Here is a 20,549-nt window from a genome sequence, read left to right on the forward strand (position 1 = left end):
AGGATGCGCGAGTCTGGGGCGGTGGTGGTGGTGTTCGAATCACTAAAACGGACTAGGAACGACGCATCATCGTTCTCCTGAAGGGGCTTAGTCTCAACGGACGATGAAGCGCAAGATGGCGCTTAGCACAATGCCTGCCACGTAAGCCATCCAGCCAACGAGGACCAAGGCATGATCGACATTCGCGGTTTGAGCTATTTCGTCTCGCAGATCGAAAACCTCAGCCATTGGCAGCGTTATGCCGAAGACGTGCTGGGCATGCAGGTACAGCAAGCGCCGAGCGGTGGCTTGTACGTGAAAATGGACGAGCGTCCCTTTCGCATGCTGATCGTCGAAGGCCGCGAGGCGCGTTTTCTGGCTTGCGGTTGGGAGCTGGCCAACGAGCCGGCGTTCCAGGCCGCACTTGAGCACCTGAGCGCTGCCGGCATCGAATGGCAGCCGGGCTCTGCCGACGAGATCGAGCAGCGTGGCGTACAGGCGCTGGTCAAGGTCACCGATCCATCGGGCAACTGCCATGAACTGAGCTGGGGCCATCGCTCTGACTGCCTGCCGTTCATCTCGCCTCAAGGCGTACCGCGCTTCATTACCGGCGACATGGGCCTGGGCCACGCGGTGCTGCCGGCACCGAATTTCGACGCCACCCTGGCGTTCGCCAAGGATGTGCTGGGCTTCAAGCTGTCGGACATTTTCAACTTCCGTCCCGACCCGTCGGCCCCGCCGATCCGCATTCACTTCCTGCATTGCCAGAATGCGCGCCACCACAGCCTGGCCCTGGCCGAGTACCCGGTGCCCTCAGGTTGTGTGCACGTGATGGTCGAGGTCGACTCGATGACCGAAGTCGGCCGTGCCCATGACCGTCTGCGCGCCCATGACGTGCGCCTGTCGGCCACCCTCGGCCAGCACCTCAATGACCGCATGACCAGTTTCTACATGAAGACGCCGTCCGGTTTCGATCTCGAGTACGGCTTTGGTGGGTTGCAAGTCGACTGGGCTGAACATTCAGCGTTCGAATTCACCCGCGTGAGCATTTGGGGGCACGACTTTTCGGTCGGCCAACAGTAAGGAGTGATCAAAATGAACAAACAACTGACAGCGGCCGATGCGGTCGCTCAATTGCGCGATGGCATGACCATCGGTTTCGGTGGTTGGGGCCCGCGGCGCAAGCCGATGGCCATCGTGCGCGAGATCCTGCGTTCACCGGTCAAGGACTTGACCGTGGTCGCGTACGGCGGTCCGGAAGTGGGCATGTTGTGCGCCGCCGGTAAGGTCAAAAAGCTGGTGTTCGGCTTCGCCACTCTCGATGCCATTCCGCTGGAACCTTACTACCGCAAGGCTCGCGAAGCCGGCGAGCTGGAGCTGATGGAGCTGGACGAAGGCATGTTCCAATGGGGCCTGCGCGCGGCCGGCATGCGCTTGCCGTTCCTGCCGACCCGTTGTGGCCTGGCCACTGATGTGACGCGCCTGAATCCAGAGCTCAAGACAATCCAGTCGCCCTACGCCGATGGCGAGGTGTTGCTGGCCATGCCGGCGCTGAATCTCGACGTGGCGTTCGTGCATGCCAACGTCGCCGACCGCCTGGGCAACTGCCTGTTGACCGGGCCGGACCCGTATTTCGACCACCTGTTCGCCCGTGCCGCCAAGCAGTGCTTTGTCTCCTGCGAGCGCCTCGAAGAGCGCCTGGAATTGAACGCAGATCAAGCCCGCTTCAATACCTTCGAGCGTTACCTGGTGAGCGGAGTGGTGCATGCGCCGTTCGGTGCGCATCCGACACTTTGCGCCCCCGATTATGGCTGGGACCTCAAGCACCTGAAAAGCTATGTCGCCAGCAGCCAGGCGGAAAACGGCTGGCAAGACTATGTGCAGACCTTCGTCACCGGTGGCGAACAGACCTATCAGGCACAGAACGGCGGTGCCGAATCCATGGGCGCCTTGCCCCTTCCCCTGTTCTGAGGAGTAGCGACTATGTCTGCAACCTGTGATTTCACTCTCGCTGAACTGATGATTGTTGCCGCCTCCGAAGCCTGGCGTGGCAATGGTGAACTGATTGCCTCGGGCCTGGGCGTGATCCCGCGCCTGGGTGCCAGCCTGGCCAAACTGACCCACAGCCCGGAACTGCTGATGACCGACAGCGAGGCATTCCTGGTCGAAGAGCCGATCCCGCTGGGCCCGCGTGGCGACTACGTGCCGCGCTACTCGGGCTACATGTCGTTCGAGCGCGTCTTCGAATGCGTATGGGGTGGGCGCCGTCACGCGATGATCGGCCCGACCCAGATCGACCGTTGGGGCCAGACCAACCTATCCTGCGTCGGCGATTATCAAAAGCCCAAGACTGCGATCCTTGGCGTGCGTGGCTTGCCCGGCAACAGCATCAATCACCTCAACTCATTCTTCGTGCCCAGCCATAACACCCGGGTTTTCGTCAGCGGTGAAGTGGACATGGTCAGCGGTGTCGGCTTCAAGGCCGAGCGTTGGCCCGAAGGTGCGCGCCGCGACTTGATGGACATCCATTGCGTGGTCAGCGACCTGTGCGTCATGGATTTCAATGGCCCGGAACGTGCGGTGCAGGTGCGCTCTTTGCACCCAGGGGTGAGTTTCGAGCAGGTCCAGGAAAACACCGGCTTCCCGTTGCTCAAGTTCGCGCATTTGCAAGAAACCGTGCATCCCACCCCTGAGCAGTTGGCCCTGATCCGTCGACTCGACCCCCACGATTACCGCGCCACGGCGATCAAGGGCAACCCCCCCGGTATCCGTACGGTTTGAGACAAGGAGGCGAGCATGCACAGCAGCGACAGTGAATTCATCGTCCGCCAGGACAACGCCGTCTATGAGACGGACACCCCGGTGCTGTACAGCGTGGCCGAGGGTATCGCCACGCTGACGCTGAACCGGCCGACTTTCAACAATGCGCAAAACTCGCAGATGACCTACGCCCTGGATGCCTGCTTTCGCCAGGCGGTGAACGACGACAGCGTCAAGGTCATCGTCCTGCGGGGCAACGGCAAGCACTTCTCGGCGGGACATGATATCGGTACCCCCGGGCGCGACATCGACAAGCCGTTCGAGCGCGCGCACCTGTGGTGGGATCACACCAACAAACCCGGTGGCGAGCAGTTGTATGCCCGCGAGCAGGAGGTGTACCTGGGAATGTGCCGGCGCTGGCGTGAACTGCCCAAGCCGACCATCGCCATGGTCCATGGCGCGTGTATCGCAGGTGGTCTGATGTTGGCCTGGGTCTGCGATCTGATCGTCGCCAGCGACGACGCGTTCTTTCAGGATCCGGTGGTGCGCATGGGTATTCCAGGGGTGGAGTACTTTGCCCACCCCTATGAAATGAATCCGCGCATCGCCAAGGAATTCCTCTTCACCGGTGATCGAATGAGCGCCAACCGGGCCTGGCAAGTGGGTATGGTCAACCGCCTGGTGACCCGTGAAGAACTGGAGTCGGCCACCTATGCCCTGGCTGCCGGCATTGCCCGCCAGCCGCGCATGGGCCTGGCCCTGACCAAGCAGGCGATCAATCACGTCGAGGACCTGCAAGGCAAGCGCACCGCAATGGATGCAGTGTTCGCCTGGCACCACTTTGCCCATGCCCATAACGAGCTGTTGTCCGGCGACAAACTGGGCGGCTTCGATGCCAAGGGCATGGCCCGGGCCAACAAGCAGGCCGAGGACAACAGCCAATGAACCGCTGGCTGGATACTCCGCTGACCGAGGCCCTTGGTTGCCGTTATCCGATAGTGCAAACCGCCATGGGCTGGGTCGCCGACGCCAACCTGGTGATCGCCACGACCCAGGCCGGGGGCTTCGGTTTCCTGGCCGGGGCGACCATTGCGGCTGATGAACTGGAAGGCGAAATCCGCAAGGTGATCGACGCCACCGGCACCAGCAACTTCGGGCTCAATTTCCATATGTTCCAGGACAACGCCGCGCAGTGCGTCGACCTGGCGATCAAGTATCGCCTGCGCGCCGTGAGTTACGGGCGCGGCCCGGACAAGCAGACCATCGCGCGCTTCAAGGCGGCCAAGGTGCTGTGCATTCCCACCGTCGGCGCCTTGAAGCATGCACTCAAAGCGGTGGAACTGGGTGCCGACCTGATCACTATCCAGGGCGGCGAGGGCGGCGGCCATACCGGCGGCGTGCCAAGTTCCATCCTGCTGCCCCAGGTACTGTCGGCGGTCAAGGTGCCGGTGATCGCCGCTGGTGGTTTCGCCACAGGCCGTGGCCTGGCCTCGGTGCTGGCCGCCGGTGGCGCCGGCATCGCCATGGGCACGCGGTTTCTCATGACCCGCGAATCGCCGACCCCGGCCGCGACCCTGGAACGCTACCTGAAGGTCAACGATCCGCAGCGGGTGCGCGTGACCACGGCAGTGGATGGCATGCGCCACCGCATGATCGAAAACCGCTTCATCAATCACCTGGAGCAGGCAGGCCCCTTCGGTCGCTTGCGTATTGCCCTGGGTAGCGCGTGGCAGTGGAAACAGCAGACCGGCATGAGCCTGGGGCACATGGCTGCAGTCTTCCTCAGCGCGTTGCGTGAAGACCCGTCGCAGTTGTCGCAAGTGGTGATGGCAGCTAACCAGCCGGTGCTGTTGCAGCGCTCGATGGTCGATGGCGCCCCGGACGAGGGCATCCTGCCCAGTGGCCAGGTCGCGGCCGCTATCGGCGAGTTGCTCAGTTGCCGCGAAGTCATCGAAGGCATCGCCAGCGAGGCCCAGCAGTGCCTGGACGCGCTCCTTGCGCGCAGCCAGACACACACCTCGAACCACCCCGCCAGTATTGGAGAGCCCCTGTGAACCAGGCATTTACCACACAACTCAATCAGGGGATCGCCGAGCTGGTGATCGCCAAGCCCCCGGTCAATGCCCTCGACAGTCAGCAATGGCACGCCCTGGCGCGGGAAATCGAAGCCCTCGGGGCCAACCCCGAGGTACGGGTGATCGTCATCCGCGCCGAAGGCCGCGGCTTTTGCGCCGGGGTCGACATCAAGGAGCTGGACCAATATCCAGAGCGGATAGTCGAGGTCAATGCCGGTAACTACGCCACTTTCAAGGCCGTGCACCGCAACCCGGTGCCTGTGATTGTCGCGGTCCATGGCTTCGTCCTGGGCGGTGGCATCGGCATCACCGGGGCGGCGGACATCGTCCTCGCCTCCGACTGCGCGACCTTCGCCTTGCCGGAAGTCGACCGCGGCGCCATGGGCGGAGGTGCGCATCTGCAGCGCCTGTTCCCGGTGCAAAAAGTCCGATACCTGTTTTTTACCGGCGACAGCATCGGCGCTCCAGAAGCGCTGCAATACGGCTTTATCGAGCGCGTCGTCAGCAAGGACCAGTTGCGCGAAACCGCCCTGGGCATCGCGGCGAAAATCGCCGAGAAGAGCCCGGCGATGATCCGCATCGCCAAGGAAGCCTTGAACGGTATCGAAGACGGCAACCTGGAAGATAAATACCGATGGGAACAGGGCTTCACCATGCAGGCCTACAGCAGCCCGGACTCTGCGGAAACGCGCCGGGCCTTCGTCGAAAAACGCGACGCCAAGTTCTGAGATAACGCCATGGACCTGACTTATACCCCCAAGCAAAACGCCTTCCGCGCCGAAGTCCGTGCCTGGCTGGCGGCCAACCTGCCACGCGAGCCCCTGGCGAGCTATGACACTCGCGAAGGCTTTGAACAGCACCGCGCCTGGGAGGCCAAGCTGTTCGAGAGCCGCTGGTCGATGGTGATGTGGCCGGCCGAACTTGGCGGTCGCGGTAGCGACCTGATCGAGTGGCTGATCTTCGAGGAAGAGTATTACGGTGCTGGCGCACCGATGCGCGTCAACCAGAACGGCCAGTTGCTGCTGGGGCCAACGCTGATGGAATTTGGCACCCCGGAGCAGAAAAAGCGTTTCCTGCCACGCATGGCCGCCAGCCTGGACATGTGGGCGCAAGGTTGGTCGGAGCCCAACGCCGGTTCCGACATGGCGGCGATCACCAGCAAGGCGCTGCTCGACGGCGATCATTACGTGATCAATGGGCAGAAAACCTGGTCGACCCGGGCGATCTACGCCGACTGGCTGTTCGGCCTGTTCCGCAGCGAGCCAGGATCGGCTCGTCACCACGGCCTGTCGTTCATCATGGTGCCGCTGGACACGCCGGGGGTGAGCATTCGCCCGATCAAGGCGCTCAATGGCAAAGATGCTTTTGCCGAAGTGTTTTTCGACGATGTGCGAGTGCCGGTGGCCAACCGCATCGGTGACCAAGGACAAGGCTGGCACGTGGCAATGGCCACCGCCGGTTTCGAGCGCGGGCTGCTGTTGCGTTCCCCAGCGCGTTTCCAGGCCACGGCACGCAAGCTGGTCGAACTGTATAAGGCGAACCGCGCCAGTGCCGACCGCGACCCGGGTCTGCGCGAGGCGGTACTGGAGACCTGGATGGGCGCCGAGGCCTACGCGCTGTCGGCCTATTACACCGTCGGGCGTTTGAGCCGAGGCGAGCAGGTCGGCGCCGAGTCGAGCATCAACAAAATCATCTGGTCGGAGCTGGACCTGAAGATGCACGAGACCGCCATGCGCATTCTCGGCACGCGTGGAGAACTGCTGGACAAGGGCGCGCAGGCGGGTGATGCGGCGGGTTGGCTGGAGGGCTTTCTGTTCGCCCAATCCGGCCCGATCTACGCCGGCACCAACGAAATCCAGCGCAACATCATTGCCGAGCGGATGCTCGGCTTGCCGAAATAAGGAGCCGCCCATGGACTTCACTTTTAACGATGACCAGTTGGCGTTCCGCGAAGCCATCAGTCGTTTCCTGATGACCGAAGCCGCACCGGAAATGCTCAGGGAAATCTGGGAGACCGATGCCGGGCGCTCTCGGGACTTGCGCAACAAGATCGCTGATCAGGGCCTGACCGCTTTGTCGGTGCCCGAGGCTGAAGGTGGCCTTGGCATGGACGATGTAACCTGGGCGCTGATGACCCAGGATCTGGGTTACTACGCCATTCCTGATTCCTTGGCCGACACCGCCTATGTCGCCAGTGGCTTGCTCGCCGCTCTGCCCGCGGGGCATCCCGCCCGCGCCGATCTGTTGCCACGGATCGCCGATGGCAGTTTGCGCATGGCAATCAGTCATCCTGTCAATGCCTTGGTCAGCGACGCGCAACTGGCCGAAGTGTTGATACTCACCGACGGCGACGACATCCACGTGGTGCCGCGAACCGAAGTGGACGTGGAAAACCACCCGAGCATCGATGCTTCGCGACGTCTGGGCCGGGTGAGCTGGACTCCGTCCGCGGCGACCTGCGTGGCCAGTGGCGAGCAGGGTCGGGCTTTGCAGGAACGCCTGTTGGACCGTGGCGCGCTGTCGGTGGCCGGGCAACTGTTAGGGCTGGCGCAGCGCATGCTGGACCTGTCGGTGGACTACGTGGCCCAACGCAAACAGTTCGGCAAACCGATCGGCAGTTTCCAGGCGGTCAAACATCACCTGGCCGACGTGGCCCGTTACATCGAACAGGCCAAGCCGGTGCTGTACCGCGCCGCCCATGCCTTGGCTCGGGGGGACGTCAACGCTGGCGTCTGGGTTTCCCAAGCGCGTCTGGCGGCGAATGAGGCGAGCTGGATTGCCGCGCGCAAAGGTATCCAGGTGCACGGTGCGATGGGGTACACCTGGGAAGTGGATCTGCAAATGTTCATGAAGCGAGCCTGGGCCCTCGATGCGTCCTGGGGGGACCGCGGCTTCCACAAAACCCGTGTCAGCGACTACCTGTTCGCCGACGCCACCGGCCTGGGGCCGGGGCATACTTTCGAGGAATGAGTCATGGCACAGGCCTACATTGTTGATGCACTGCGCAGCCCTACCGGCAAACGCAAGGGAGGGCTGAGCGAGATCCACGCGATTGACCTGGGCGCCCATGTGCTCAAGGCGCTGGTGGAGCGCAATGCGATCCCTGCGGAAGATTATGACGACGTGATATTCGGTTGCGTCGACACCATCGGTTCCCAGGCCGGCGATATCGCGCGCACCAGTTGGCTAGCCGCCGGTTTACCCCTGACGGTGCCCGGCACCACAGTCGATCGCCAGTGCGGGTCGTCGCAACAGGCGCTGCACTTCGCCGCGCAGGCGGTGATGAGCGGCACCCAGGATGTGGTTGCGGTGGGCGGGGTACAGACCATGACCCAGATCCCGATTTCCTCGGCAATGCTCGCCGGCCAGCCGCTGGGTTTTGCTGACCCGTTCTCGGGCAGCGTCGGCTGGCGCGCGCGGTTTGGCCAGCAGCCAGTGAACCAGTTCTACGCGGCACAACGGATTGCCGATCACTGGCAGATCAGCCGCGAGCAAATGGAAGCGTTTGCTTTGCAAAGCCACGAACGCGCTTTGGCGGCCATCGCCAGTGGCCGCTTTGCCCGGGAAATCGTCAGCTGCCAGGGCCTGGCGGTGGACGAAACCCCGCGCCACAGCAGCTTGGCGAAGATGGCCGAATTGCAACCGGTGGACCCGCAATTTCCCTCGATCACCGCGGCCGTTTCCAGCCAGACCTGCGACGCCTCGGCGGCGTTGCTGGTGGTGTCCGAGGCGGCGCTCAAGCGCTACGACCTGACGCCACGGGCACGGATTCATCAGTTGACGGTGCTCGGTGACGATCCGATCTGGCACCTCACCGCCCCGATTGCGGCTACCCGCCGGGCCTTGGCCAAAAGCGGCCTGAGCATGGCCGACATCGACCGCGTGGAGATCAACGAAGCCTTTGCCTCGGTGGTCATGGCCTGGGCCAAGGAGCTGGATTACGACCCTGCGCGCACTAACGTCAATGGCGGTGCGATTGCCCTCGGCCATCCGTTGGGCGCGACCGGCGCACGACTGATGACCACGCTGCTCAATGAACTGGAATGCAGCGGTGGCCGCTATGGCTTGCAAACCATGTGTGAAGGCGGCGGCCAGGCCAACGTGACCATCATCGAACGCTTGTAATTTTTTTTGCGGCCGCCGCTTCCGGCGCGCGGCCAGCTATTTATCAAGGAGTCAAACATGGCTATCTGTGCAGACCGCACCGTGATCATCACCGGGGCCGGCGGTGGCCTCGGTCGCGCCTACGCCCTGGCGTTCGCCGCCCAAGGGGCCAATGTCGTGGTCAACGATATTCGCGCCGAGGCTGCAGAAGACGTGGCGGGGGAGATCCGCGTCAACGGTGGGCAGGCGATTGCCAACAGTGACGACATCACCACCCTGGCCACTGCGCAGGGTATTGTCGATGCGGCATTGGCAGCGTTCGGTGAAGTGCATGTGCTGATCAACAACGCCGGAGTGTTGCGCGACCGCATGTTTATCAGCCTCAGTGAAGAAGACTGGGACATGGTCATGCGCGTCCACCTCAAGGGTCACTACTGCCTGGCCAATATCCTTGGTCGTCGCTGGCGCGATCTGGCCAAGGCCGGTACGCCGGTCGACGCGCGGATCATCAACACCAGCTCCGGCGCCGGCCTGCAGGGCTCGGTGGGGCAGTCCAATTATTCGGCGGCAAAGGGCGGTATCGCCTCCCTGACCCTGGTGCAAGCAGCGGAATTGGCCCGCTACGGCGTTACTGCCAACGCGCTGGCACCGGCCGCACGCACTTCGATGACCGAGAGCGCCATGCCCGACGTGGTGAAAAAACCCGATGACGGCAGCTTCGACGCCTGGGCAGCGGAGAACGTCGCGCCGCTGGTCGTGTGGCTGGGTAGCCCTGCATCGGCGCACATCAGCGGCCAGATCTTCGAAAGCCAGGGCGGGCGAATCTCCCTCGGTGACGGCTGGCGCACCGGGGTCACTCGCGACAAAGGCGCGTTGTGGCAGGTCGATGAAATCGGCGCGGCAGTGGACGCCATTCTCGCCGAAGCGCCAAAGGCGCAGAAAGTCTGGGGGAGTTGAGCCCCCCCTGTTGGTGCGAACCTGCTCGACATGGACGTTAGCGATAACGCGTGTTTGTGGATAAACGCGTCGTCTTCAGGTCTATCGCGAGAAGGCTCGCTCCTGCAACAGTCAATTTTTTTTGCAGCATCCTGCCGCCGCCATACCCCATTTTGACGATGCGCCCGCAACGCCCTCTCCGTACAAATGCAGCGTATTGATTTCTTCGGAGGTAGACGCTGTGAAACAAGCCCCCCCTTATGTTCCCGGTCATCAATTGCTGGCTGGAAAATCAGTGTTGATTACCGCTGCTGCCGGTGCCGGTATCGGTTATTCGGCGGCCCGCCGCAGTGCCGAGGAAGGCTGTCGGGCACTGATGATTTCTGATGTGCATGCGCGGCGGCTGGAGGAGGCAGTGGAGCGTCTCAAGGCCGAGACTGGCTTGCAGGCGATTTATGGCCAGGTGTGCAATGTGACTATCGAAGACGAAGTCCAGGCCTTGGTGGCTGCTGCCGAAGAGGCCCTGGGCGGGGTCGATGTGTTGATCAACAACGCCGGCCTGGGTGGCCAGAAGCGCGTTATGGATATGAGCGACGAAGAGTGGTTGCGGGTGCTGGATGTGACCTTGACCGGCACCTTCCGCATGACCCGGGCGATGTTGCCGCACATGCAGCGTCGTGGCGCCGGGGCCATCGTCAACAACGCCTCGGTGCTCGGTTGGCGGGCACAGAAAGAGCAAGCTCACTATGCCGCCGCCAAGGCAGGGGTGATGGCGTTCACCCGTTGCAGTGCCCTGGAAGCCGCCGAGTTCGGCGTGCGCATCAATGCCGTGTCGCCATCGATTGCCCTGCACGATTTCCTCAAGAAAGCCTCCAGCGAAGAGCTGCTAGCGAGCCTGGCCGGGCGCGAGGCGTTCGGTCGCGCCGCCGAGGTCTGGGAAGTGGCCAACGTAATGATGTTCCTGGCCAGCGACTACGCCTCCTACATGGTTGGCGAAGTGCTGTCCGTCAGTTCCCAGCAAGCTTGAGGATTGCCACATGAGTCACGTTTTCAGTAGTGCCCAGGCGTTGCTTGCGGCCGAGGGCCTGGACCTGGGCCACACCGAATGGCTGACCATTGACCAGCACCGCATCGATCTGTTTGCCCAAGCCACCAGTGATCACCAGTGGATTCATGTCGACCCGGTACGCGCCGCCAGCGGTCCTTTTGGTGCCTGCATTGCCCACGGTTACCTGACGCAGTCCCTGGCCAATCTGTTCATGCCGCAGTTGATGAACATCGAAAACATGGCCATGGGCGTCAACTATGGCAGCGACCGGGTGCGCTTCCCGGCACCGGTCAAGGTCGATTCGCGGGTGCGCGGCAGTGGCCGGATCATCCGCGCCGAAACTCTGGGCGACGCCGTGCAACTGGTCGTGCGCATGACCATGGAAGTCGAGGGCCAGGCGCGCCCGGGCTGCGTGATCGACACCATCAGCCGCTACACCTTCAACCCTATTTCCGAGTGAGTTGCCCATGGACCAGAATGAAGTTGTCATTGTCGCCACCGCCCGTACCGCGCTGGCCAAGTCGTTTCGCGGATCGTTCAACGATACCGAAGCCCCGGTGCTGGGCGGCCATGTTGTGCGCGCAGTGGTCGAGCGCGCTGGTATCGAGCCTGCTGACGTCGAGGATGTGATCATGGGCGCAGCGGTCCAGCAGGGCACCCAGGCCTATAACATCGGACGGCTCTGTGCCTACACCGGCGGTTTGCCGGACAGCGTGCCGGGCATGGCCCTGGACAGGATGTGTGCCTCGGGACTGATGAGTATCGGCGTCGCGGCCAAGGGCATCATGACCGGCGAGATGAGCATCGCCATCGGCGGCGGTGTGGAGTCGCTATCGCTGACCCAGACCAAACACAAAAACAGCTTTCGCGCGCAATCCGAAGCCGTTCTGCAGGTGATGCCCAGCGCCTACATCCCCATGATCGAAACCGCCGAGATCGTCTCGCGCCGCTACGGCATCAGCCGCGCCGCCCAGGATGAATACTCGCTGCAAAGCCAGCTGCGCACCGCTGCCGCCCAGCGCGACGGTCTGTTCGACGAGGAAATCGTCGGCCTGAGCGTGGACAAATTGTTGTTCGCCGCCGATGGTCAGCCCAATGGCCATGAACGCGTGCAGGTCTTGCGTGACGAGTGCAACCGGCCCAATACGCGCCTGGAAGACCTCGCGGGATTGAAGCCGGTGTGGAAGGACGGCAAATGGATCGAGCAGGGCGAGTTCGTCACCGCCGGCAACGCCTCGCAGTTCTCCGACGGTGCCGCGGCCAGTCTGCTGATGAGTCGAGCCGAGGCCAAGCGTCGCGGGTTGACGCCACTGGGCATCTACCGCGGCATTGCCGTGGGCGGTTGCGCGCCTGAGGAAATGGGCATCGGCCCGGTAATCGCCATTCCCAAACTGCTCAAGCGCTTTGGCCTGGGGGTGGCGGATATCGGTCTGTGGGAGATCAACGAGGCCTTTGCCAGCCAGGTCTTGCATTGCCGCGACGCGCTGCAGATCCCGGCCGAACGCCTGAACGTCAATGGCGGGGCGATTGCCATCGGGCACCCCTTCGGTATGTCCGGCGCGCGGATGGTTGGTCACGCCTTGCTCGAAGGTCGTCGGCGCGGCGTGCGTTATGTAGTGATCGCCATGTGCATCGGTGGCGGCATGGGCGCCGCCGGCCTTTTCGAGCTGCCGTGAGACGAGCGGGGCGCCGCCTCTGTTTCGATTCAATCCATGGGGGCCCGCCGGTCGGGCCCGCTGCTGGGGAATGGTTATGCAAAGTTGTATGCCCAATGCACAGGTCCTGGCGCAAATGGGCCTGGAGCTGGCCGAATACGAACGGATCATCGGCAACATCTACGAAGCGGCGATGAACACCCGCTGCCTGAGCGACTCGCTGCGCGAGATCCGCGGCTTGTTCAAGGCCAATTTCGTGACTCTGATCCTGCGGGTCCAGGATGAGCCGCTGCTGTCACCGATGGTCGTCGCCGGTGATATCGAACTGGGGCAGGGCGGGATCAACCATTACGCCTACTACGCCAAATCCACCCTGTTCGATGGCTTGCCCACCGACACCGTGTTCACCATCGATGAGCTGGTCAGCGATGCCGAATGGGCCAGTTCGGCGTTTTACCTGCTGTACTGCCAACCCTACGATTGTTACCACATGCTCGGTGCCGATATCCGCATGCCGGATGGCGGCACGGTGCGTTTCCGGATCAATCGGCCCCGGGGTCAACCAGCTTTCGGTGACACCGAGCGGGCCATGTGTGCCATGTTGCTGCCGCACCTGCGCCGGACCTTGCACATGTATTCGTTGCTCGACCGCAGCGAGTCCCTCGGCAGTCTGTATTCGCAGACGATCAGCCGCCTCGCGGTGGCGACTATCGTGCTCGATGAAAACGGCAGCGTGGTGCAACTCAACCCCGTGGCACGGGACATTCTCGCCAGTCAGGACGGCCTCAAGGTGGTGGGCGGGCGGCTGGAAGCGACCTACCCAAGTGACAATCGCGAGTTGACGCGCCTGGTACGCAACGCCTTCCAGCGTGCCAGGCAGGGCACCGCCAAGGGCGTGCAGTTGGCCGAGGCGACGTCGATTTCCCGTCCTTCAGGGCAGGTCAGCCTGGGGGTTGTGGTGGAGTTGATTCCCTCCCGGGATCTGCTCGAAGGCACCGGCAAGCCGACGGTGGTGGTGTATGTGCGCGATGCGGTGAGCAAGTCGCTGGTGAGCACGGTGCTGACGTCGCAACTGTATAACCTGACCCCGGCGGAAACCGCGCTGGCCCTGGAATTGGCCAACGGCTTGTCGCTGGAGGAAGCCTCGGAACTGCTTAACATCCGGCGTAATACCGCGCGTGCGCACCTGCGTTCGATTTTTTCCAAGACCGGCGTGCGGCGTCAGACCGAGCTGGTGCGGATCATGCTCAACAGCGTGGTGGCGCTGGGTGCGCCGCAGCAGGACGGGGCCCGGCTGTGAGGCGTGGCTGCGGTAAAATGCGTTAGTCCGTGCGGACGATGCTGCCGGCTTCCTGGCCTGTCGATACTGGGCAACCGTTGTCGAATCCAAGGAGAATAAAAATGACCGGCAGTAATCAGGCCTCTGGCTGGGCCATGACCTTGTTGTTGGGATGCTGTGCCGTGGGCACGGTGAATGCCGCACCAGAGGACATCCCGCGCCTGGGCAACGACTTGACGTGCCTGGGTGCGGAAAAGGCCGGCAATGCCGACGGCAGCATTCCGGCCTTCAGCGGCAAGTGGCTGGGTGCACCACCCCACGTTGATTTCAAGGGCACAGGCAACCATCCGGTGGATCCGTACCCGGACGAAAAACCGCTGTTTGTGATCACCGCGCAGAACATCGCGAAACACGACGCCTACCTGTCCGATGGCCAGAAAGCCCTGTTCAAGCTGTACCCAGGCACCTACAAAATGCCGGTCTATCCCTCGCATCGGGATTTCCGTTACAACGACGCGGTTTGCCAGGCCACTCGCGAGAACGCCAGCGTGGCACGTCTGGTGGATGATGGCGAAGGGGTGGTCGGCAAAACCGGCGGTACACCGTTCCCGGTACCGCGCAGCGGCCTGGAGCTGTTGAAGAACGCCTCGACTTTTACCTTGCGCGCCTGGACCGAGGAATATGTCTCCGATAACGCCTATGTGCTCAAGGACGGCAACATCAACTGGGGCCGCGTGCATTCGCGCAACCTGGCACCGTCGCTAGAGCCTGGCAAGATTGGCGAAACCATCGGCAACTCGTCGTTCTATCTAAATGAAACCCTGCTGCCACAACGGGACAAGGGTGAGATCAATACAGGCACTGAGTTCTGGAACGACAAGACCGAACCGCGCCAGGCCTGGCGTTACGATCCGGGCACCCGTCGCGTGCGCCAGTCGCCAGGCTATGGTTTCGACATGTCGTTCCCCGGCAGCGGAGGCTCGATCACCGTGGACGAAGTGCGCCTGTTCAACGGTTCCGGCCAGCGCTACGACTGGAAGATCGTCGGCAAGCGCGAGATGTACATACCCTACAACACCTATCGCTTGCATGCAGGCAATCTCAAGTACGCCGACCTGCTGACCCCCGGCCACATCAACCCCGAGGCCATGCGTTATGAGCGCCATCGGGTCTGGGAACTGGAAGGCACACTCAAGCCGGGCTATCGCCACTTGTATGGCAAACGCAAGTTGTATGTCGACGAAGACACCTGGTTCCCGATGCTCGCCGATAACTACGACAACCGGGGCGAGCTGTGGCGCACCTCGATGGTCAACTACTTCTACGCCTACGAAAGTCAGCGTCAGCAGGCGGGTGTGGGCCTGTACTACGACCTCAATGCCGGCAGCTACCTGGCGTTCAACCTGATCAATGAGCAGCGCAACGGTTACCTGTTGAACAAACCCGGCTTCAGCCCCCGCGACTTTGGCCCCGAGGCCGCGCGGCGTTTCGGCCAGTAACCGGCAAGTACGGCGCCCGTTGTGCCATGGGCGCCGATTGAGAGTAGGTCGCATTTGATCTAGTCCAATTGAACGATGATCTGCTTGCGCGACTGCTTAATGATGTTCGCCATGGGATCACCCTGTATTTCTTGGGGGCATTGCCTGCCCCCAAGGCTGCATTCGAGGAACAATAACAATGACCAAACTCGCTGAAATCAACATCGAGAACGCCCAGCGTACCCACCGTTACGCGCGCGGCTGGCACTGCCTGGGCAATGCGAGCGATTACCGTGATGGCAAGCCGCATACCCTGGAAGTCTTCGGCACCCGCCTGGTGGCTTTTGCCGACAGCCAGGGCAACATCAGCATTCTGGATGCCTATTGCCCGCACATGGGCGCCGACCTGTCTCAGGGCACCATCGAGAACGACAGGCTGGTGTGCCCGTTCCACCACTGGAAGTACGACACCGGTGGCAAATGCGTGGAGATCCCTTACTGCAAGCGCATTCCACCCAAGGCCAAGACCCGCAGTTGGTTGACCTGCGAGGAAAACAATCTGCTGTTCGTCTGGAACAACCCGGAGGGCCGTGCGCCAAAAGAGGGTGTGGTCATTCCACACCTGCCGGAGATGGACGATCCGGACTGGATTCATGACTGGAACATCGACACCATGCACATCGAAACCAACCCACGGGAGTTGGTCGATAACCTGGTGGATGCCCAGCACTTCGGGCCGGTGCACGGTACGCCGACCAAGTACTTCGCCAACGTCTTCGAAGGCCATATCGGCCATCAGATTTTCCATGGCGACTCCGAGCGCCTGGGCGGCGACCTGATTGCGCCATCGGCTTACTACGGGCCAGCCACTCACTTCACGCATATCAGTTCGATGTTCGGCGACGCGCGGATCCACGCCATTCTGCTCAACAGCCACGTGCCGGTGACGCCAAACAGTTTCGACCTGCGCTTCGGTTGCATGGTCAAGCGAGTGCCGGGATGGACCGAAGAGCAGAACCAGGAAGTTGCCAGGGCCTATGTCGAAGGTAACCGTGACTCGTTCTACCAGGACGTGGTGATCTGGAAGCACAAAATTCGTATCGACAAGCCGGTATTGGCAGAAACCGATGGCCCGGTGTATCAGCTGCGTGAGTGGTACGAGCAGTTCTTCACCAATGAGGACGACGTGCCTGCGTTCATGGCGCAGCGCCGCGAGTTCATTACGGTGGACGAGCGCTGACAGGGCAACAGGGCGCCTTCGAGAGATCTGCATCGCTCACGCGAAGGCGCCGTTATAAAGGGGACTGCCCACGCAGTTTCGATTCACAGGCCATGAGAGCACTGACAATGAAAATAAAAAGTCATCTCGCCTATTGTGTTCCGTTTTTGATCCTGTTTTTCCTGGTATTTACCGTGTTGGTTTCCGTGCCGCCGGAACCCGCCAGCGTCAAGGCCTGCAAACGTTACGCGAGTTGTGTGGCGATGAGTTCGAGCGTTCCGAACTGGATCAATTTTCGCTAGGGGAACTGACCGAGGCGTCAGGAGATTCAACGGCCAGTTTCAATCGGTCAGCCTTGCTGATGTATTTAGGCTTTTTCGGTGCCAGTTTGGCGCTGGCCTTTTTGGCCTTGGCCTTGAACAACTGTTGCAGCTTTTTTTGACGGTTCATGTTTTTCCATCTCGCTTGTAAGTGTTTGAATGATATCAGCGTAGCCCTTGCCTGGCCTTACCGTCCGGTGAGGCGGGGCTTGTAGGCAATTGTGGCTATTGCAAATTGCCCCGCGCACCTGCCGACCAGCTAAACCAGCGTATGGAAGGCCGCTGCTATAAGCCGACACTGGCATCGGGCCCGCCGGAGTGGCGCGTACTGCTGCGCATTTCGATCATTAACTTGTCACTTCCGGTCATTGAGTGGCAGCCTCCCGACTCTTAGTCTGTCGAACATGACTGACGGGCGCCGTAGAGCTCCCGCATTTTCCGTGATCGTTCGATGTGGAGTTACCGATGACCGCCGCTCATTACCCGCACCTGCTGGCTCCGCTGGACCTGGGATTCACCACGCTGCGTAACCGCACCCTGATGGGGTCGATGCACACCGGTCTTGAAGAGAAGCCGGGTGGCTTCGAGCGCATGGCGGCGTACTTTGCCGAGCGCGCCCTGGGTGGTGTCGGCCTGATGGTAACCGGTGGTATTGGCCCGAATGACGAGGGTGGCGTGTATTCCGGTGCGGCCAAGCTGACCACCGAGGAAGAGGCGCTCAAGCACCGCATCGTCACCCGTGCGGTGCACGAGGCAGGCGGCAAGATCTGCATGCAGATCCTTCACGCCGGGCGTTATGCCTACAGCCCGAAACAGGTAGCGCCAAGTGCGATCCAGGCGCCGATCAACCCGTTCAAGCCAAAAGAGCTGGACGAGGAAGGCATCGAGAAACAGATCAGCGATTTCGTCACCTGTTCGACCCTGGCCCAACAGGCCGAGTACGACGGTGTGGAAATCATGGGTTCCGAAGGTTATTTCATTAACCAGTTCCTTGCGGCGCACACCAACCACCGTACCGACCGTTGGGGCGGCAGCTACGAAAACCGTATGCGCCTGCCGGTGGAAATCGTCCGTCGCGTACGTGAAGCGGTCGGCCCGAATTTCATCATCATTTTCCGCCTGTCGATGCTCGATCTGGTGGAAGGCGGCAGCACCTGGGAAGAAATCGTGCAGTTGGCCAAGGCCATCGAGCAGGCCGGTGCGACCATCATCAACACCGGTATCGGCTGGCACGAAGCGCGGATCCCGACCATCGCCACCAAGGTGCCGCGCGCGGCGTTCAGCAAGGTCACGGCCAAGCTGCGGGGTTCGGTGAGCATTCCGTTGATCACCACCAACCGCATCAACACCCCGGAAGTGGCCGAGCAGATTCTGGCCGAGGGCGATGCCGACATGGTTTCCATGGCGCGGCCGTTCCTTGCCGACCCGGATTTCGTCAACAAGGCCGCTGAAGGCCGCGCTGATGAAATCAACACCTGCATCGGCTGCAACCAGGCGTGCCTGGACCACACCTTTGGCGGCAAGCTGACCAGTTGCCTGGTCAACCCGCGTGCCTGCCATGAAACCGAACTCAATTATCTGCCGGTACAGCAGTTGAAGAAAATCGCCGTGGTCGGCGCAGGCCCTGCCGGTCTGTCTGCGGCGACCGTGGCCGCCGAGCGCGGTCACCAGGTCACGCTGTTCGATTCGGCCAGCGAAATCGGTGGTCAGTTCAACATCGCCAAGCGCGTGCCGGGCAAGGAAGAGTTCTTTGAGACCATTCGCTACTTCAACCGCAAATTGCAGACCACTAACGTCGAGGTGTGCCTGAACACCCGCGTGGATGTGGCGCAACTGGTCGAAGGCGGTTACGACGAGATCATTCTGGCCACCGGCATTGCGCCGCGAGTGCCGGCGATTCCAGGCGTGGAGAGTGCCAAGGTGCTGAGCTACCTGGATGTGATCCTGCAGCGCAAGCCGGTGGGCAAGCGTGTTGCGGTGATTGGTGCCGGTGGGATCGGTTTTGACGTGTCGGAGTTCCTGGTTCACCAGGGTGAGGCCACCAGCCAGAACCGCGAGGCTTTCTGGAAAGAGTGGGGCATCGATACGCACCTCGAGGCGCGCGGTGGTGTCGCCGGTATCAAGGCGCAGCCCCATGCACCGGCCCGCGAGGTGTTCCTGCTGCAACGCAAGAAATCCAAGGTCGGCGACGGCCTGGGCAAGACCACCGGCTGGATTCACCGTACCGGTCTGAAGAACAAGCAGGTGCAGATGCTCAACAGCGTCGAATACCTGAAGATCGACGAAGACGGCCTGCACATCCGCATCGGCGAAACCGGCGAGCCGCAAGTGCTTGCGGTGGACAATATCGTGATCTGCGCGGGGCAGGATCCGCTGCGTGAATTGCACGAAGGTCTGGTCGCGGCGGGGCAGAAGGTGCACCTGATCGGCGGCGCGGATGTCGCGGCAGAGCTGGATGCCAAGCGGGCGATCAATCAGGGTTCGCGGTTGGCGGCAGAGCTTTAATAAAGCGCCTGGTACCCGAGGCTTTCGTTGGAGCGCCGACCTGCCTAGGGCGGTGTTTCGCGAAGGCGGTCTTTGAGCGAGCGGGAGGCTGGTTCTGTAGCGAAAGCCTGTTCTTGCGGCGCAAAATATCGTAGTTTGCGTGCCATGACTACAAGGACGTTTTGGGGTAAAAGTGGGAGCTTATCGTCTGTTATTGGCCGTTCTGGTGGCCGTTTCTCATATGGGCAAGACGTTCGCAGGTCTGAACCCCGGCGTGGTCGCCGTGATTTCATTCCTGATCATCAGCGGTTTCGTGATGACTTCGCTGATCGAGCGCCACTATAAGGCGCCGGGGAACGTCGGTCTGTTCTACATGGACAGGGCTTTGCGGCTGTATCCGCAGTTCCTGTTCTACTTCGTCATCTCCTGCGTGGTGATCTATTTCCTGCTGCCAGGTACGCCCCAGGCTGCTGACCTGACGCTCGGGAATATCGCTGCAAGCCTTCCTATTGTGCCCCTTGGCTTCTACATGTTCGGGGCGGCCGGGGTAGAGATCCTGCCACCGGCCTGGTCGCTGGGGCTTGAGATGTGCTTCTACCTGGCGATCCCCTTCCTGATTATCTACAAGCTGCGGGGAGTCGCGTTTGCCCTGTCGGTTGTGGTCTTCATGGCCGCGTATCTTGGCTTGATCAACACCGATCTGTACGGCTACCGACTATTGCCGGGCGTCCTGTTCATGTTTCTGTGCGGCAGCTACCTGTACAAACCACAGGCGAAGGGATTGGCGATAGCGGGCGGTACCGCGGTGGCGGCGGCGCTGATGTTCCTGGCGATCATGGCCGGTGTGGTCGAGCGCCGGCCGTTCAATGCCGAAGTGACTGCCGGCCTGGCGTTGGGTGTGCCCGTCGTGTATTTGCTGACGAAACTCAGGTTTCACCGGGTTGACGAGTTCCTCGGGAATATCAGCTACGGGGTGTTCCTGAATCACTTTGTGGTGATGTACTTTCTGCGCGCCTTCTGGCCGGTTGCCTATGATGGGTACATCGTTGCCATCGTGCTGGGCCTGTCGTTTGTACTGAGCGGCGTTTCGTACTACTACGTTGAACGGCCCGCCTTGACGCTTCGTCATGCGCTTCGGGCCAGGGTGAGGTATGGTGTGGCACAATCGCGGGACCGTGAAATAGCGGCATGATGTGAGTGGGGCCTGGAGTT

The 20,549-nt window shown here is 61.8% G+C and carries 19 protein-coding genes; 18 read left to right on the top strand and 1 reads right to left on the bottom strand.

The annotated features are described in order from the left end of the window. Nucleotides 1-171: 171 nt before the first annotated feature. The 16 genes from ASE98_RS22285 (at nucleotide 172) to ASE98_RS22360 (ending at nucleotide 16,554) form a co-directional block, all read left to right on the top strand. A complete protein-coding gene (locus tag ASE98_RS22285; RefSeq protein ID WP_060543474.1) occupies nucleotides 172-1,062 on the top strand; it encodes a VOC family protein in 891 nt (296 codons plus the stop codon). A gap of 12 nt (nucleotides 1,063-1,074) precedes the next feature. Next, a complete protein-coding gene (locus ASE98_RS22290; RefSeq protein ID WP_060543475.1) occupies nucleotides 1,075-1,950 on the top strand; it encodes a CoA transferase subunit A in 876 nt (291 codons plus the stop codon). A 12-nt stretch (nucleotides 1,951-1,962) separates the two neighbouring features. Continuing rightward, nucleotides 1,963-2,760 (top strand): CoA-transferase subunit beta, encoded by a 798-nt coding sequence (locus ASE98_RS22295; protein ID WP_060543476.1) that lies wholly within the window; start codon nucleotides 1,963-1,965, stop codon nucleotides 2,758-2,760. A gap of 15 nt (nucleotides 2,761-2,775) precedes the next feature. Then, the gene (locus tag ASE98_RS22300; RefSeq protein ID WP_060543477.1) at nucleotides 2,776-3,684 is read left to right on the top strand and encodes an enoyl-CoA hydratase; all 909 of its coding nucleotides are present in this window, start codon (nucleotides 2,776-2,778) and stop codon (nucleotides 3,682-3,684) included. Continuing rightward, nucleotides 3,681-4,793: an NAD(P)H-dependent flavin oxidoreductase gene (locus tag ASE98_RS22305; protein ID WP_060543478.1), complete on the top strand. Its 1,113-nt coding sequence runs from the start codon at nucleotides 3,681-3,683 to the stop codon at nucleotides 4,791-4,793. The genes ASE98_RS22300 and ASE98_RS22305 overlap by 4 nt, the downstream gene beginning before the upstream one ends. Then, complete coding sequence (locus ASE98_RS22310) at nucleotides 4,790-5,542, top strand: enoyl-CoA hydratase family protein (RefSeq protein ID WP_060543479.1); 753 nt, start codon at nucleotides 4,790-4,792, stop codon at nucleotides 5,540-5,542. The genes ASE98_RS22305 and ASE98_RS22310 overlap by 4 nt, the downstream gene beginning before the upstream one ends. 9 nt (nucleotides 5,543-5,551) lie before the next feature. Further along, nucleotides 5,552-6,715, top strand: a complete 1,164-nt coding sequence (locus ASE98_RS22315; RefSeq protein WP_060543480.1) for an acyl-CoA dehydrogenase family protein — start codon at nucleotides 5,552-5,554, stop codon at nucleotides 6,713-6,715. A gap of 10 nt (nucleotides 6,716-6,725) precedes the next feature. Next, the gene (locus ASE98_RS22320; protein ID WP_060543481.1) at nucleotides 6,726-7,784 is read left to right on the top strand and encodes an acyl-CoA dehydrogenase family protein; all 1,059 of its coding nucleotides are present in this window, start codon (nucleotides 6,726-6,728) and stop codon (nucleotides 7,782-7,784) included. A gap of 3 nt (nucleotides 7,785-7,787) precedes the next feature. After that, the gene (locus ASE98_RS22325; RefSeq protein WP_060543482.1) at nucleotides 7,788-8,939 is read left to right on the top strand and encodes an acetyl-CoA C-acetyltransferase; all 1,152 of its coding nucleotides are present in this window, start codon (nucleotides 7,788-7,790) and stop codon (nucleotides 8,937-8,939) included. Between the two features lie 57 nt (nucleotides 8,940-8,996). Next, nucleotides 8,997-9,875: an SDR family oxidoreductase gene (locus ASE98_RS22330; RefSeq protein WP_060543483.1), complete on the top strand. Its 879-nt coding sequence runs from the start codon at nucleotides 8,997-8,999 to the stop codon at nucleotides 9,873-9,875. Between the two features lie 220 nt (nucleotides 9,876-10,095). After that, complete coding sequence (locus ASE98_RS22335; protein WP_060543484.1) at nucleotides 10,096-10,881, top strand: SDR family oxidoreductase; 786 nt, start codon at nucleotides 10,096-10,098, stop codon at nucleotides 10,879-10,881. 10 nt (nucleotides 10,882-10,891) lie between these two features. Next, entirely contained in the window at nucleotides 10,892-11,362 is a 471-nt protein-coding gene (locus ASE98_RS22340) for a MaoC family dehydratase (protein WP_060543485.1), read from the top strand. A gap of 7 nt (nucleotides 11,363-11,369) precedes the next feature. Next, complete coding sequence (locus tag ASE98_RS22345; protein ID WP_060543486.1) at nucleotides 11,370-12,578, top strand: acetyl-CoA C-acyltransferase; 1,209 nt, start codon at nucleotides 11,370-11,372, stop codon at nucleotides 12,576-12,578. Between the two features lie 76 nt (nucleotides 12,579-12,654). Further along, nucleotides 12,655-13,857 (top strand): helix-turn-helix transcriptional regulator, encoded by a 1,203-nt coding sequence (locus tag ASE98_RS22350; protein ID WP_060543487.1) that lies wholly within the window; start codon nucleotides 12,655-12,657, stop codon nucleotides 13,855-13,857. Nucleotides 13,858-13,958: 101 nt separating this feature from the next. Then, the gene (locus ASE98_RS22355; protein ID WP_082457612.1) at nucleotides 13,959-15,335 is read left to right on the top strand and encodes a DUF1329 domain-containing protein; all 1,377 of its coding nucleotides are present in this window, start codon (nucleotides 13,959-13,961) and stop codon (nucleotides 15,333-15,335) included. 178 nt (nucleotides 15,336-15,513) lie between these two features. Beyond that, the gene (locus ASE98_RS22360; protein WP_060543488.1) at nucleotides 15,514-16,554 is read left to right on the top strand and encodes a Rieske 2Fe-2S domain-containing protein; all 1,041 of its coding nucleotides are present in this window, start codon (nucleotides 15,514-15,516) and stop codon (nucleotides 16,552-16,554) included. Between the two features lie 267 nt (nucleotides 16,555-16,821). On the opposite strand, the gene ASE98_RS26210 is transcribed toward ASE98_RS22360, so the two are convergent. Next, complete coding sequence (locus tag ASE98_RS26210; RefSeq protein WP_082457613.1) at nucleotides 16,822-16,983, bottom strand: DUF2986 domain-containing protein; 162 nt, start codon at nucleotides 16,981-16,983, stop codon at nucleotides 16,822-16,824. Between the two features lie 335 nt (nucleotides 16,984-17,318). On the opposite strand from ASE98_RS26210, the gene ASE98_RS22365 reads away from it, so the two are divergent. Beyond that, complete coding sequence (locus ASE98_RS22365; protein WP_060543489.1) at nucleotides 17,319-19,358, top strand: NADPH-dependent 2,4-dienoyl-CoA reductase; 2,040 nt, start codon at nucleotides 17,319-17,321, stop codon at nucleotides 19,356-19,358. 172 nt (nucleotides 19,359-19,530) lie between these two features. Further along, entirely contained in the window at nucleotides 19,531-20,529 is a 999-nt protein-coding gene (locus ASE98_RS22370; protein WP_060543490.1) for an acyltransferase family protein, read from the top strand. Nucleotides 20,530-20,549: the final 20 nt, after the last annotated feature.

Origin of the sequence: Pseudomonas sp. Leaf48 (assembly GCF_001421885.1) — a bacterium.
In the GTDB taxonomy this organism is placed as follows: domain Bacteria; phylum Pseudomonadota; class Gammaproteobacteria; order Pseudomonadales; family Pseudomonadaceae; genus Aquipseudomonas.

Bases quoted from the DNA above. Each gene is read 5' to 3' on its own strand.
- ASE98_RS22285 (WP_060543474.1), top strand. From the start codon at position 172: ATGATCGACATTCGCGGTTTGAGCTATTTCGTCTCGCAGATCGAAAAC.
- ASE98_RS22290 (WP_060543475.1), top strand. From the start codon at position 1,075: ATGAACAAACAACTGACAGCGGCCGATGCGGTCGCTCAATTGCGCGAT.
- ASE98_RS22295 (WP_060543476.1), top strand. From the start codon at position 1,963: ATGTCTGCAACCTGTGATTTCACTCTCGCTGAACTGATGATTGTTGCC.
- ASE98_RS22300 (WP_060543477.1), top strand. From the start codon at position 2,776: ATGCACAGCAGCGACAGTGAATTCATCGTCCGCCAGGACAACGCCGTC.
- ASE98_RS22305 (WP_060543478.1), top strand. From the start codon at position 3,681: ATGAACCGCTGGCTGGATACTCCGCTGACCGAGGCCCTTGGTTGCCGT.
- ASE98_RS22315 (WP_060543480.1), top strand. From the start codon at position 5,552: ATGGACCTGACTTATACCCCCAAGCAAAACGCCTTCCGCGCCGAAGTC.
- ASE98_RS22320 (WP_060543481.1), top strand. From the start codon at position 6,726: ATGGACTTCACTTTTAACGATGACCAGTTGGCGTTCCGCGAAGCCATC.
- ASE98_RS22325 (WP_060543482.1), top strand. From the start codon at position 7,788: ATGGCACAGGCCTACATTGTTGATGCACTGCGCAGCCCTACCGGCAAA.
- ASE98_RS22330 (WP_060543483.1), top strand. From the start codon at position 8,997: ATGGCTATCTGTGCAGACCGCACCGTGATCATCACCGGGGCCGGCGGT.
- ASE98_RS22340 (WP_060543485.1), top strand. From the start codon at position 10,892: ATGAGTCACGTTTTCAGTAGTGCCCAGGCGTTGCTTGCGGCCGAGGGC.
- ASE98_RS22345 (WP_060543486.1), top strand. From the start codon at position 11,370: ATGGACCAGAATGAAGTTGTCATTGTCGCCACCGCCCGTACCGCGCTG.
- ASE98_RS22350 (WP_060543487.1), top strand. From the start codon at position 12,655: ATGCAAAGTTGTATGCCCAATGCACAGGTCCTGGCGCAAATGGGCCTG.
- ASE98_RS22355 (WP_082457612.1), top strand. From the start codon at position 13,959: ATGACCGGCAGTAATCAGGCCTCTGGCTGGGCCATGACCTTGTTGTTG.
- ASE98_RS22360 (WP_060543488.1), top strand. From the start codon at position 15,514: ATGACCAAACTCGCTGAAATCAACATCGAGAACGCCCAGCGTACCCAC.
- ASE98_RS26210 (WP_082457613.1), bottom strand. From the start codon at position 16,983: ATGAACCGTCAAAAAAAGCTGCAACAGTTGTTCAAGGCCAAGGCCAAA.
- ASE98_RS22365 (WP_060543489.1), top strand. From the start codon at position 17,319: ATGACCGCCGCTCATTACCCGCACCTGCTGGCTCCGCTGGACCTGGGA.